Here is a 12,314-nt window from a genome sequence, read left to right as displayed (position 1 = left end):
AAATCACCTCCAATTCAAACAGCCGGCGGGAGGCCGGAACCAAAGGGAGGAAAAATTGCGACAGTCCATCAGAGCGCTTTGCATCTCCACGGCGATGCTTCTCGGCAGTTTCACCGGCACCGAGGCTTCCGCCCAAACGGTGCTCAAGGCATCCCACCAGTTTCCCGGCGGCAAGGGCGACATCCGCGACGAGATGGTGCAGATCATCGCCCGCGAGGTCGCGGCGGCCAATGTCGGACTGGAGATCCAGGTCTTCCCGGGCTCTTCGCTATACAAGCCCAATGACCAGTGGAACGCGGTGACCCGCGGCCTGCTCGACCTGACGTCCTTCCCGCTGGACTATGCATCGGGACGTCATCCGGAGTTCTCGGCGACGCTCATGCCGGGACTGGTCGGGAACTTCGACCGGGCCTTGCGGCTCAACGATTCCGAATTCATGCAGGATATCAAGAAGATCATCGATGATGCCGGCGCGATCGTAATCTCCGATGCCTGGCTCTCGGGCGCGTTCGCTTCAAAAAAGGGCTGCATCACCGCGCCCGAGACGGTCAAGGGGCAGGTCATCCGGGCCGCCGGGCCGGCCTTCGAAGAGATGCTGGTAGCGGCCGGCGCATCGATCTCATCCATGCCCTCGTCGGAGATCTATACCGGCATGCAGACCGGCGTGCTTGACGCGGCCAACACCTCTTCCGCGAGTTTCGTCTCCTACCGCCTCTTTGAACAGGCGAAATGTCTCACCGCGCCAGGCGAGAACGCGCTGTGGTTCATGTACGAGCCGGTGCTGATGTCCAAGAAGGTCTTCCAGGGCCTGAACGAAGCTCAACAGAAGGCGATCCTTGCGGCGGGCGAGAAGGCCGAGGCCTTCTTCAACGAAGAGGTCCGCAAGGGCGACCAGATCATGGTCGACACGTACAAGAAAGCGAATGTCGAGGTCGTCGAAATGTCGAAGGCCGACTACGATGCCTGGTTGGAGATTGCGAAGCAGTCCTCGTACAAGAAATTTGCCGCCAACGTACCCGGCGGCGACCAACTGATCGAAAAGGCCCTGGCCGTGGAATAAGCGACGGCGGGTGGCGACGATCCGATCGGCAGATCCCTCGCCGCCGCCCGCTTCACCGACAAGGAAGCGTCCAATGGTCGATGCCTATGTAAGGGCGATCGCCGGACTGTCCCGCGCGCTCGCTGTCCTGTCCACCCTGCTGATGATCGCGGCAATGCTCGTTGTCTGCCAGATGATCTTCATGCGCTACGTATTCAGACTGCCGACAATCTGGCAGACCGACTTCGTCGTGTTCTCCGCTACGGCCGCGATTTTTCTCGGCGCGCCCTACGTGCTCATGAAGGGTGGACATGTCGGCGTCGACGTCGTGGAGATGCTCGTCGCCGATGATGCTCGATGGTACCTCAGACTGGTCGGCAGCCTTCTCGGCCTGGTTTTCTGCCTCATAATGCTCGTCGCCACATGGGTGCAATTCCACGAGGCATGGGTTGGCAACTGGAAGCATTCGAGCGTATGGGGTCCGCCTCTCTGGGTGCCTCTGGCAGCCCTGCCGGTCGGATTCGCCGTCCTTTGCCTGCAGTATTTCGCCCAGATCCTGACATTTGGGAGGGCCGACGCCGGGCCGCATGACGCTCATGCGGCGATCGTCGGGGAAACGCCGGCCTTGAAGCCGGATTCGAACACGCACGCAAAGGAGCATTCGCGATGAGCCCGACCCTTGCCGGTCTCATGATCGTAGCGTGTCTTTTCGTATTGCTGGCAACAGGCATGCCCATCGCCTTCGCGCTTGGGCTTGCGGCTTTCGTCGCCCTGTTCGCGCAAAGCGGTACCGCCATCTTCTATGTGCTCGGCGACACGATGTTTTCCGGCATCGCAAACCTTGCCTATGTGTCGATCCCGATGTTCGTGCTGATGGGAGCCGCGGTTGCCTCGTCGCCGGCCGGATCGGATCTGTACAGTTCCCTGGACCGCTGGCTGAACCGCATTCCAGGCGGCCTTGTCCTGTCGAACATCGGCGCATGCGCGATCTTCTCCGGCATGACCGGTTCGTCGCCGGCGACCTGCGCCGCCATCGGCAAGATGGGCATCCCGGAAATGCTTCGCCGCGGCTATCCGACGACCGTCGCCGCCGGATCGATCGCGGCCGGCGGCACGCTCGGCATCCTCATCCCTCCGTCGGTCACGCTGATCGTCTACGGCATCGCCACCGAAACATCCATCGGGCGGCTGTTCATGGCCGGCGTGGTGCCGGGGATCATGCTGACCGTGATGTTCATGGTATGGGCGATCATAGACTGCAAGCGCAAAGGCTACGAATTCGATGCTCGCGCCGTGCGATACACGCTGAGGGAAAGGCTGGAAGCGACGCCCCGCGTCCTGCCCTTCCTGCTGATCATCGCAGGCACGCTTTACGTGCTCTACGGCGGCATCGCCACGCCGTCCGAGGCGGCCGGCGCCGGCGCTTTGCTCACCCTCGTCGTCGTCATCCTGAGCTACCGGCTGTTCCGGACCCGGCCCATCGCCAACATATTCGGATCCGCCATGCGCGAAAGCGTCATGATCATGATCATCATGGCTGCCGCCGAACTGTTCGCCTTCGCCCTGTCATCGCTCTTCATCACCCAGACGGTCGCCAGCACCATCGCCGGCATGGATGTGAACCCCTGGGTGCTGATGCTGGTCGTCAACATCTTTCTCCTGGTTGCGGGCATGTTCCTGCCGCCGGTCGCGGTCATCGTCATGACCGCGCCGATGCTGTTTCCGATTGTCACACAGGCGGGATTCGACCCCTATTGGTTCGCAATCATCCTGACCATCAACATGGAAGTCGGGCTGATCACACCGCCGATTGGCCTGAACCTCTTCGTCATCAACGCGATAGCGCCGACCGTCCCGACGAGGGACATCCTGTGGGGAGCCTTGCCCTACGTGCTCGTCATGTTCCTGGCCATCGCCGTCCTCTGCATCTTCCCCGAAATCGCGACCTGGCTGCCGAACCAGATGATGGGAACCGTCCAATGAACACGTCCTCCTTTTTCGGAGACATGCTGCAGACGATCACCGATCGCGGACGGCGCTTCCTCTCGCTCGGAACGCAACGGGGGAACGGGCCGCACGCGGTCGGCACGATGGAGACGCGTTGCGAAGCCCTGCTTTCGAGCAAGGGCGAAGCCTCCGGCATGGCGCTGGCCAAGGACATACTGGATCGCTGGAATGCTTTCGACATCGACAGCCAGCGCGAGTTCATGCGCATGTTGCTGACCCGCTTCGGCCCTCGGATCGAGCGTCTCGAAAAGGCGATCGAGGCCTACCGCGCGAGCCGCAGCGCTTCTGCGCTGCTCGAGCTGCACGAGGCCGCCGAGCCGCGCCGTCAGGAGTTGATCCGCCGCCTCAACCTTGCTCCTAACGGCATTGCCACGCTCGTACGGATGCGGGAAGTGCTCTTGAAGCTCAAGTCCGAGGATCGGGACCTGCAGGCGGTTGATGCGGACTTCGCCCATCTGTTCGGGTCGTGGTTCAATCGGGGCTTCCTTGTGCTCAGGCCGATAAGCTGGTCGACGCCGGCCGACATCCTGGAGAAGATCATCCGCTACGAAGCGGTTCATCAGATCAGCGGCTGGGACGAATTGCGCCGCCGCCTTGCGCCGGAGGACCGGCGCTGCTTCGCCTTCTTTCATCCGCAGCTTGTCGACGACCCTCTGATCTTCGTCGAGGTGGCGTTGACGCGGGAGATACCCGCCCGGATCGACGACCTGCTGCGCGAGGATCGCGCGCCCATCCGCGCCAACGAGGCCACGACTGCTGTCTTCTATTCGATTTCCAACTGTCAGGAGGGTCTGCGCGGCATTTCATTCGGCAATTTCCTGATCAAGCAGGTGGTGGAGGATCTGCGCCGCGAGTTGCCGAAGCTTGATACGTTCGTCACGCTGTCGCCTGTTCCCGGCTTTGCGCAATGGCTCGCCCGCGAACGGCGCGCCGAGGTTTCGGACGCCCTGGCGAGCGCCGACAGGTCTCAACTGAACATGCTCGACGACCCGAACTGGCCAGACGAGACAGAGGCTGTGGCTGCGCTCCAGCCGATCCTGACAACTGCGACCGCATGGTACTTCCTGCGGGCCAGGTCGGCCGACGGGCGCATCGTCGACCCGGTGGCGCGTTTCCATCTGGGCAACGGCGCGCGCCTGGAGCGCATAAACTTCCTTGCCGACCGCTCCGCGCGCGCGATGAGCCAGGCGCACGGGCTGATGGTCAACTACCTCTACAAACTCGATGACATCGAAACCAATCACGAGGCTTTCGCCGACAAGGGCGAGGTCGTCGCCACGCCGTCGATCCGGCGTCTAGTACCACCGGCGAAGGCATCGCGCAGCCTGGCCAAATGGGAGAAGGAAACGGCGACCACCCGAGGCGGCAATTCGGGAGCGAAAGGGAATAGGGAATTCACCGAATGAGCAATCATCTGTTCGACGCGATCCGCGCCGCCGCGACGCCGGAGGCAGTTTTCATCGAGACGGTCGACGGCCGATTCTGGACCTACGACGACATGCTCGCTTTTTCCGGCCGGCTTGCGTCGACGCTGGTGAAGCTCGGCATCGAGCCGGGCGACCGCGTTGCGGTGCAGGTTGAAAAGAGCCCGGAGGCGCTGATGCTCTATCTCGCCTGTGTACGCGCGGGCGCAGTCTACCTTCCCCTCAACACGGCCTACACGCTTGCCGAACTCGACTACTTCATCGGTGACGCGGAGCCGCGGCTGGTCGTCATGACGCCGAAGACCCGCGACGGCATCCTCCCCATCGCGCAGCGATACGGGGCACGCGTCGAAACGCTGGACGAAGCCGGAGGCGGTTCGCTTGTCGAGCTCGCCGCCAACGCGGAACCGGACTTTACGAACGTCGCGCGCGCTCCGGACGACCTTGCGGCGATCCTCTACACGTCGGGCACCACCGGCCGCTCCAAGGGCGCGATGCTGACCCACGACAATCTTCTGTCGAATGCGAGGACGCTGAAGGACTACTGGCGCTTCAGCCGCGCCGATCGGCTGATCCATGCGCTGCCGATCTTTCACACCCATGGACTGTTCGTCGCCTCTAACGTGGTCCTGCTGGCAGGGGCGTCCATGTACTTCCTGCCGAAGTTCGACGCGGACGAGGCGCTGCGGCTTATGCGGACTTCCACCTGCATGATGGGCGTGCCGACATTCTATGTCCGGCTCGTCCAGCACCCTGGGCTGACCCGCGAAGCGGCGGCCGCAATGCGGCTGTTCGTGTCGGGCTCCGCGCCCCTTCTCGCCGAGACGCACCGGACCTTCGCGGAAAAGACCGGCCATGCCATCCTCGAACGGTACGGCATGACCGAGACCAACATGAACACGTCCAATCCTTATGAGGGGGACCGGGTAGCCGGAACCGTCGGCTTCCCGCTGCCGGGCGTGTCGCTGCGCGTCACCGAACCCGAGAGCGGCAGTCCCGTCGCCGACGGCGAGACGGGCATGATCGAGGTCAAGGGACCGAACGTGTTCAAAGGATACTGGCGCATGCCGGAAAAGACCAAGGCCGAGTTCCGTGAAGACGGCTTCTTCATCACCGGAGACCTCGGCAGGATCGACGAGCGCGGTTATGTCCACATAGTCGGGCGAGGAAAGGATCTCGTCATATCGGGCGGCTACAACATCTACCCGAAGGAAGTGGAAGCGGAGATCGACCTGGTGCCGGGCGTTGTGGAGAGCGCCGTCATCGGTGTGCCGCACCCCGATTTCGGTGAAGGCGTGACCGCCGTGGTGGTACGCGAGTCCGGCGTTTCCCTGAACGAGCAGGCAGTGCTCGGTGCTTTGACGGATCGCCTTGCCCGCTACAAGCAGCCCAAGCGGGTCATCTTCGTCGACGATCTGCCTCGCAATACGATGGGCAAGGTGCAGAAGGCCCGATTGCGCGAGGAGTTTTCCGATCTTTATTCGGACCTTGCCGGCCGTTCGAAGTAGTGGCTGGCCGGCGCGGGGAAAAGGCTTTGGAGTGGCAGGGGCAACAGGGCTCGAACCTGTGACCTGCGGTTTTGGAGACCGCCGCTCTACCAACTGAGCTATACCCCTAACGCTGTGCTCGAAGCACGGCAGGGCCGCTTCCTAAGGGCTTCCGCGCGTCCTGTAAAGAGCGCTTCGTCAGCTTGTGCAAAACAAACCGCATGGCACCCCGATTTTCTATTCCTGCGGCTGGTAGGGTCCGCCGGGAACGCCCCAGCCCCATTGCGGCATGGGTTCTTCGGCGGGTTGGTGATCGGGCCCGAACTCGGAGTTTATCCTGGCCAGCCGTGTCCCCCATTCCACATAGGCCATGAAGGCCGAGCGGAATTCCGGGTCGTCGGGCAAGCCGACATGGTCGGCGGCATCGACCAGCAGCTCGACCCAGCGCCGCCGCTGCGGTTCGGTGAGATGCCGGTCGAGGTGGTGCATGACCATGGCGCGATGGCCGCCGAGGCTCCCGCTATAGGTCCTGGGTCCGCCGAACACTTCGCCGATGAAGGCGGCGACATGCCCGGGATGATCCGGCGACATATTGCGGAACACCGGTTCAAGCAGTTCGTCCGCGAGCACCTTGTCGTAAAAGGTTCGCGTCAGGCGCCCCAGCGCCTCGCCACCGCCAGCCCATTGGTAAAGCGTGGGGACGTCGTCGGGCATCCGTTCCTCCTCCTGGCCGGTTCGAAGCCTTGGTTCTCGGACGAAAACCAGCGGCAAGTCTGGGCTGGTGAGGCGTGAGCGAATCCACGCTGGCCTGCCCAGGCCCGCGTCCATGTGGCAGTCGCCGCGGCGGTTTGGAAGACTGCCCAAAAGCATAGGGCGGCCGAAGCCGCCCTATGTCGTCATTCCTGCCTGATTTCGATCACTCGGTGATCGACACCACGATACCAGCGCCGACGGTGCGGCCGCCTTCGCGGATGGCGAAGCGCAGCTTCTCTTCCATGGCGATCGGCACGATCAGCTCGACGTCGACCGTGATGTTGTCGCCCGGCATCACCATCTCGGTGCCTTCCGGAAGCTTCACGATGCCGGTCACATCCGTCGTGCGGAAATAGAACTGCGGACGGTAGTTGGTGAAGAACGGCGTATGACGGCCGCCCTCTTCCTTCGTCAGGATGTAGGCCTCGGCCTTGAACTTCGTGTGCGGCGTCACCGAACCCGGCTTGCACAGGATCTGGCCGCGCTCCACACCCTCACGGTCGACGCCGCGCAGCAGCGCGCCGATGTTGTCGCCCGCCTGGCCCTGGTCGAGCAGCTTGCGGAACATCTCCACGCCGGTCACCGTCGTCGACGTCGTCGGACGGATGCCGACGATCTCGACCGTCTCGCCGACCTTGATGATGCCGCGCTCGACGCGCCCCGTCACCACCGTGCCGCGGCCCGAGATCGAGAACACGTCCTCGATCGGCATCAGGAACGGCTGGTCGATCGGACGGTTCGGCGTCGGGATGTAGCGGTCGACCTCTTCCATCAGCTTGCGGATCGCGTCCTCGCCGATCTCCTTGTTGGAGTCCTCCAGCGCGGCAAGCGCGGAGCCCTTCACGATCGGAATGTCGTCGCCGGGGAACTCGTTCTTCGACAACAGCTCGCGAACCTCGAGCTCGACCAGCTCGAGCAGCTCGGCGTCGTCGACCTGGTCGACCTTGTTCAGGAACACCACGATCGAGGGAACGCCGACCTGGCGGGCCAGCAGGATGTGCTCGCGCGTCTGCGGCATCGGGCCGTCGGCGGCCGAAACCACCAGGATCGCGCCGTCCATCTGCGCCGCACCCGTGATCATGTTCTTCACATAGTCGGCGTGGCCGGGGCAGTCGACATGCGCGTAGTGCCGGTTCGGCGTCTCGTACTCGACATGCGCCGTCGAGATCGTGATGCCGCGCGCCTTCTCCTCGGGCGCAGCGTCGATCTGGTCGTACGGCTTGTACTCGCCGAAGAACTTCGTGATCGCAGCCGTCAGCGACGTCTTCCCGTGGTCGACGTGACCGATCGTTCCAATGTTCACATGAGGCTTCGTACGCTCGAATTTACCTTTGGCCATAGTCTCTTCCTTGGGCGGCTTGGGCTTCAGTTCGGTCCTGAGTGCGGGCGATTAGCGACAAAGGCCGAAAAACACAAGCATCTTTTGGCGACGGCGCCCGACCGTCGGGACCGAACCGTCGACCGGGATGGAATATGGAACCGATGTAGGCATCCCGCGTTCCGGGGCAAGGGCCTCCACCACCCCTGATCTGCTCCTGTCGGTCGCTCATGAAGAACGACCGCTCCCGGACCGAAACGCGTGGTCCGGAAACGGGAAAGCCGAAACCTGGCTGACGAGCCAGGCGGGCGCCGCGTGTTCGGTGCCCGCTACCTTCCATTCCCGTTATTCCGGCAACTGGCGCACAGCGCCTTTCGCCGCGCTGGTGGCGAAGGCCGCATAGGCCTTGAGCGCGGTCGTCACCCGGCGCTCCCGCTTTTCCGCGGGCTTCCATCCGGCCGGATCCTGGGCCGCGCGACGGCGCGCGATCTCGTCATCGGCGACCGCGAGATTGACCGTCCGGTTCGGGATGTCGATCTCGATGAGGTCGCCCTCGCGGACGAGCCCGATGACGCCGCCCTCGGCCGCCTCGGGTGAGACATGGCCGATGGACAGGCCCGACGTTCCGCCCGAGAAGCGCCCGTCGGTGATGAGCGCGCAGGCCTTGCCGAGGCCCTTCGATTTCAGATAGCTCGTCGGATAGAGCATTTCCTGCATGCCGGGCCCACCACGTGGTCCCTCGTAGCGGATCACCACCACGTCGCCCGGATTGATCTTGTTCGACAGGATCGCCTTCACCGTCGCGTCCTGGCTCTCGAAGACCCGCGCCGGACCGGAAAATTTGAGAATGCTCTCGTCGACGCCGGCCGTCTTCACGATGCAGCCGTCGATGGCCAGATTACCCTTGAGCACGGCCAGCCCGCCGTCGCGCGAAAAAGGATGCTCGGCGTTGCGGATGACACCGGCCTCGCGGTCGAGATCGAGATCGTCCCAGCGCCGCTCCTGGCTGAAGGCAACCTGCGTCGGCACACCCCCGGGCGCGGCCAGGAAGAAGTCGCGGACCTTCTGGCTCTTGGTCTGCGCGATGTCCCAATGCTCGATCGCCTTGCCGATCGACTCGGAATGGACGGTCGGCAAGTCGCGATTGAGAAGGCCGGCGCGGTCGAGTTCGCCGAGGATGGCGTAGATGCCGCCTGCGCGATGCACATCCTCCATGTGCACGTCGGACTTGGCCGGTGCGACCTTGCACAGCACAGGCACCTTGCGCGATAGCCGGTCGATGTCGGCCATGGTGAAATCCAGCTCCGCCTCATGCGCGGCCGCCAGTATGTGGAGCACGGTGTTGGTCGAGCCGCCCATGGCGATGTCGAGCGCCATGGCATTCTCGAACGCGCCCTTCGAGGCGATCGTTCGCGGCAAGGCGCTCTCGTCGTCCTGCTCGTAGTAGCGACGGGCCAGATCGACGACCAGATGCCCCGCCTCGACAAACAGGCGCTTGCGGTCGGCATGGGTGGCGAGCGTCGAGCCGTTGCCCGGAAGCGACAGGCCGAGCGCCTCGGTCAGGCAGTTCATGGAATTGGCGGTGAACATGCCGGAGCAAGATCCGCAGGTCGGGCAGGCCGAACGCTCGATCACCTTGACGTCTTCGTCGTTCACCCGATCGTCGGCCGCCGCCACCATGGCGTCGACGAGGTCGAGCGCGTGGGTCTTGCCGGCAAGCACCACCTTGCCGGCCTCCATCGGACCACCCGAGACGAACACCGTCGGGATGTTGAGCCTCAGCGCCGCCATCAGCATGCCGGGCGTGATCTTGTCGCAGTTGGAGATGCAGACCATGGCGTCGGCGCAATGGGCATTGACCATGTATTCGACCGAATCCGCGATGATCTCGCGCGACGGCAGCGAATAGAGCATGCCGTCATGGCCCATGGCGATGCCGTCATCGACGGCGATGGTGTTGAACTCCTTGGCGACGCCGCCTGCCGCCTCGATCTCGCGAGCGACGAGCTGGCCGAGGTCCTTGAGGTGTACATGGCCCGGCACGAACTGGGTGAAGGAGTTGACCACAGCAATGATCGGCTTGCCGAAATCGGCGTCCTTCATGCCGGTGGCGCGCCAGAGGCCGCGCGCGCCGGCCATGTTGCGTCCGTGCGTGGTGGTGCGTGAGCGATAAGCGGGCATGTCTTCCAATCTCGAGCGTTTGTCGACACGAGATTTACTTGCGGTCCGGCGTCGATGTCCAGACCGCAAGCATTGGCGAAGGCCCCCCTGGCGCAGGCATCGGCCCGAGAGAAGGATATCGGCGCCGCCGGGCGGATAGCCGTCCTGCCGCATACCGCCTCGCAAACGCAGCCTCGGGCAAGGGCATCGGGCACGCATTGGCATATGGTGTCCATGCAGCTTCCGGGCTACGATGCGCGAACAGATGCACATCGCCATCGGAGCGCGATCCCCGCTCCGATCACGGTTCCAGGAAAGGGCCGACGATGACCGTGTATGTGGCTGAAATCGCCCAGCGCGCGATCTTCGCCTTCGATGCCGCGAACAGCCAGGCGGCAGAGGAGCGGCTGGCAGACAGAGAATTCCTCGGGGACTTGTACGTGCTCCAGAGCAATGCTCAGCCGCTTTGGGACGGAAAATCCGAAATCCACTTGCGGGAAGCGCTTCCTGGAGAGGTCGAGGCCTGGGAAGCCGGCCGCGAAACCGCCAGCCTGTCCCGCGTCTTCCTGGTCCCTGTCGTAGATCCCTTGAAGTTCGTGGATCCCGAAGACGTCGACCCCTACGACGACCTCGATGACGATGATGACGATTTCGATGACGACCGCGATTGACCACTGATGGGGTTCGCCCTTCGGCGACGTCCCGAACATCTGCGACGACGGGCGGGGAAGCCGAGGCGGTGGAGCGGCGCTGAAACGCCGCTTATGATCGACTAAGGAACAGCAACATTTTCAAAAGGATGCCTTGGAGCGGGTAGCGGGAATCGAACCCGCATATTCAGCTTGGAAGGCTGCTGCTCTACCATTGAGCTATACCCGCGTCGCGTTCCAAGGCTTCCGGGCCGGCAGTGGTGGAGAGGGTTGGATTCGAACCAACGTAGGCTGAGCCAACGGATTTACAGTCCGTCCCCTTTAACCACTCGGGCACCTCTCCAGTCTGCCGCCGGAGCCATGCAACGAGGCATTTTCGCGGGGTTCGGGTGTCGGCCGAAGCCTTCCTCAAATCCGCGATGCGCCTTATGGCGACAAGCCTCCGGGCTGTCAACCACGCCAGGCACAAACAATCGGGAATTTCCACGATGCCGGTTCCAGCCGCCATATCCAAGGGCACGTAGCGCCGCTATAGAAGTCGCCATGAGCAAGGACAACAAAACCGGCACGCCCAAGGACACACACTATGCCCGGCTGCGCCGCGCCCATCGCGACTTCAAGAGCGGTGGTGCGCCGCGGCCGCGCCCCGTGGTGGCACCCGCGGAACATCCTGCCGACGGGCTGGTGCGGCTCTATGGCCTCCATACAGTGCGGGCAGCGCTCGACAATCCCAGGCGCAGGATCCGCAAGCTGCTGGTGACGCGCAACGCCCAGGAACGGTTGGGAATCGCCGACCTCGCCGCCCTGCCCTTCGAGAGCGAGCTCGTCGAACCCAGGGCGATCGACAGAATCACCGGCAGCGAGGCGGTGCACCAGGGCGCCCTCCTCGAGGCGGAGCCGTTGAAGCCGAAGGCGCTGTCGGCGCTCGGCGAAACGCCGCTCGTCATCGTGCTCGACCAGGTGACCGATCCCCACAATGTCGGCGCCGTCATGCGCTCGGCCGTGGCCTTCGGCGCCGGGGCGCTGATCACCACGTCGCGGCACAGCCCGCATGAATCGGGCGTGCTGGCGAAATCGGCTTCCGGCGCGCTCGAACATATCGACCTGATCGAGGTGAAGAATCTCGCCGATGCGCTCGGCCAGCTCCACGAGGCCGGCTTCCGGACGATCGGCCTCGATTCGGACGGGCCGGCCGAGCTGGAGGCAACCTTCGCCGGCGGCCGCATCGCTCTGGTGCTGGGCGCGGAAGGCAAGGGCCTGCGTCAGAAAACGCGCGAAACGGTGACCGCGCTCGCGCGGCTCGACATACCCGGCGCCATCCGCTCGCTCAACGTGTCGAATGCGGCGGCCGTCGCGCTCTATGCGGCAAGGAAATTCCTAGCGAGTAGCGAGTAGCAACTGGGTCTTGCCTCTCGCGCAAGCCCTTTCTCCTTCCCCTATTCGCTACTGGCTATTCGCTATTCGCTATTCGCTAAT

At 63.7% G+C, this 12,314-nt stretch carries 10 protein-coding genes and 3 tRNA genes; 7 read left to right on the top strand and 6 right to left on the bottom strand.

Annotated elements, in window-relative coordinates; all coding sequences use genetic code 11:
* Positions 1-94: 94 nt before the first annotated feature.
* The 5 genes from JN302_RS22780 (at position 95) to JN302_RS22760 (ending at position 5,978) form a co-directional block, all read left to right on the top strand.
* Positions 95-1,060 (top strand): TRAP transporter substrate-binding protein, encoded by a 966-nt coding sequence (locus JN302_RS22780; protein ID WP_202314979.1) that lies wholly within the window; start codon positions 95-97, stop codon positions 1,058-1,060.
* 73 nt (positions 1,061-1,133) lie between these two features.
* On the top strand, positions 1,134-1,709 hold the full coding sequence (locus JN302_RS22775; RefSeq protein WP_202329270.1) for a TRAP transporter small permease subunit: 576 nt from the start codon (positions 1,134-1,136) through the stop codon (positions 1,707-1,709).
* On the top strand, positions 1,706-3,022 hold the full coding sequence (locus JN302_RS22770) for a TRAP transporter large permease (protein WP_202329269.1): 1,317 nt from the start codon (positions 1,706-1,708) through the stop codon (positions 3,020-3,022). Before JN302_RS22775 ends, JN302_RS22770 begins: the two co-directional genes overlap by 4 nt.
* Positions 3,019-4,452 carry a malonyl-CoA decarboxylase gene (locus tag JN302_RS22765; protein WP_202329268.1) on the top strand — a complete coding sequence of 478 codons (1,434 nt, stop codon included), beginning with the start codon at positions 3,019-3,021 and terminating at the stop codon, positions 4,450-4,452. The genes JN302_RS22770 and JN302_RS22765 overlap by 4 nt, the downstream gene beginning before the upstream one ends.
* Entirely contained in the window at positions 4,449-5,978 is a 1,530-nt protein-coding gene (locus JN302_RS22760) for a malonate--CoA ligase (protein WP_202329267.1), read from the top strand. The genes JN302_RS22765 and JN302_RS22760 overlap by 4 nt, the downstream gene beginning before the upstream one ends.
* A gap of 32 nt (positions 5,979-6,010) precedes the next feature.
* On the opposite strand, the gene JN302_RS22755 is transcribed toward JN302_RS22760, so the two are convergent.
* The 4 genes from JN302_RS22755 to ilvD all read right to left on the bottom strand — a co-directional run bounded on the left by JN302_RS22755 (position 6,011) and on the right by ilvD (position 10,209).
* A tRNA-Trp gene (locus JN302_RS22755) sits at positions 6,011-6,086 on the bottom strand.
* A 108-nt stretch (positions 6,087-6,194) separates the two neighbouring features.
* A complete protein-coding gene (locus JN302_RS22750) occupies positions 6,195-6,671 on the bottom strand; it encodes a group II truncated hemoglobin (protein ID WP_202329266.1) in 477 nt (158 codons plus the stop codon).
* Between the two features lie 202 nt (positions 6,672-6,873).
* Positions 6,874-8,049, bottom strand: coding sequence for an elongation factor Tu (tuf, locus tag JN302_RS22745; RefSeq protein WP_202305309.1), 1,176 nt, complete (start codon positions 8,047-8,049; stop codon positions 6,874-6,876).
* 324 nt (positions 8,050-8,373) lie between these two features.
* Positions 8,374-10,209, bottom strand: coding sequence for a dihydroxy-acid dehydratase (ilvD, locus tag JN302_RS22740; RefSeq protein ID WP_202329265.1), 1,836 nt, complete (start codon positions 10,207-10,209; stop codon positions 8,374-8,376).
* A 305-nt stretch (positions 10,210-10,514) separates the two neighbouring features.
* Between ilvD and JN302_RS22735 the strand changes: the two genes are divergently transcribed.
* The gene (locus tag JN302_RS22735) at positions 10,515-10,859 is read left to right on the top strand and encodes a hypothetical protein (protein ID WP_202329264.1); all 345 of its coding nucleotides are present in this window, start codon (positions 10,515-10,517) and stop codon (positions 10,857-10,859) included.
* Positions 10,860-10,993: 134 nt separating this feature from the next.
* On the opposite strand, the gene JN302_RS22730 is transcribed toward JN302_RS22735, so the two are convergent.
* Together JN302_RS22730 and JN302_RS22725 are read right to left on the bottom strand one after the other, a co-directional pair.
* Positions 10,994-11,067: transfer RNA gene (locus JN302_RS22730), tRNA-Gly, on the bottom strand.
* Positions 11,068-11,096: 29 nt separating this feature from the next.
* Positions 11,097-11,181: transfer RNA gene (locus JN302_RS22725), tRNA-Tyr, on the bottom strand.
* Positions 11,182-11,381: 200 nt separating this feature from the next.
* Between JN302_RS22725 and JN302_RS22720 the strand changes: the two genes are divergently transcribed.
* Positions 11,382-12,233: a TrmH family RNA methyltransferase gene (locus JN302_RS22720; protein ID WP_202305303.1), complete on the top strand. Its 852-nt coding sequence runs from the start codon at positions 11,382-11,384 to the stop codon at positions 12,231-12,233.
* Positions 12,234-12,314 lie beyond the last annotated feature (81 nt).

Origin of the sequence: Mesorhizobium sp. L-8-3, assembly GCF_016756615.1 — a bacterium.
In the GTDB taxonomy this organism is placed as follows: domain Bacteria; phylum Pseudomonadota; class Alphaproteobacteria; order Rhizobiales; family Rhizobiaceae.
The sequence above is the reverse complement of the archived record's forward strand: the minus strand, read 5'-3'. Positions and strand labels throughout refer to the sequence as shown.

Bases quoted from the DNA above. Each gene is read 5' to 3' on its own strand.
- JN302_RS22780 (WP_202314979.1), top strand. From the start codon at position 95: ATGCTTCTCGGCAGTTTCACCGGCACCGAGGCTTCCGCCCAAACGGTG.
- JN302_RS22775 (WP_202329270.1), top strand. From the start codon at position 1,134: ATGGTCGATGCCTATGTAAGGGCGATCGCCGGACTGTCCCGCGCGCTC.
- JN302_RS22770 (WP_202329269.1), top strand. From the start codon at position 1,706: ATGAGCCCGACCCTTGCCGGTCTCATGATCGTAGCGTGTCTTTTCGTA.
- JN302_RS22765 (WP_202329268.1), top strand. From the start codon at position 3,019: ATGAACACGTCCTCCTTTTTCGGAGACATGCTGCAGACGATCACCGAT.
- JN302_RS22760 (WP_202329267.1), top strand. From the start codon at position 4,449: ATGAGCAATCATCTGTTCGACGCGATCCGCGCCGCCGCGACGCCGGAG.
- JN302_RS22750 (WP_202329266.1), bottom strand. From the start codon at position 6,671: ATGCCCGACGACGTCCCCACGCTTTACCAATGGGCTGGCGGTGGCGAG.
- tuf (WP_202305309.1), bottom strand. From the start codon at position 8,049: ATGGCCAAAGGTAAATTCGAGCGTACGAAGCCTCATGTGAACATTGGA.
- ilvD (WP_202329265.1), bottom strand. From the start codon at position 10,209: ATGCCCGCTTATCGCTCACGCACCACCACGCACGGACGCAACATGGCC.
- JN302_RS22735 (WP_202329264.1), top strand. From the start codon at position 10,515: ATGACCGTGTATGTGGCTGAAATCGCCCAGCGCGCGATCTTCGCCTTC.
- JN302_RS22720 (WP_202305303.1), top strand. From the start codon at position 11,382: ATGAGCAAGGACAACAAAACCGGCACGCCCAAGGACACACACTATGCC.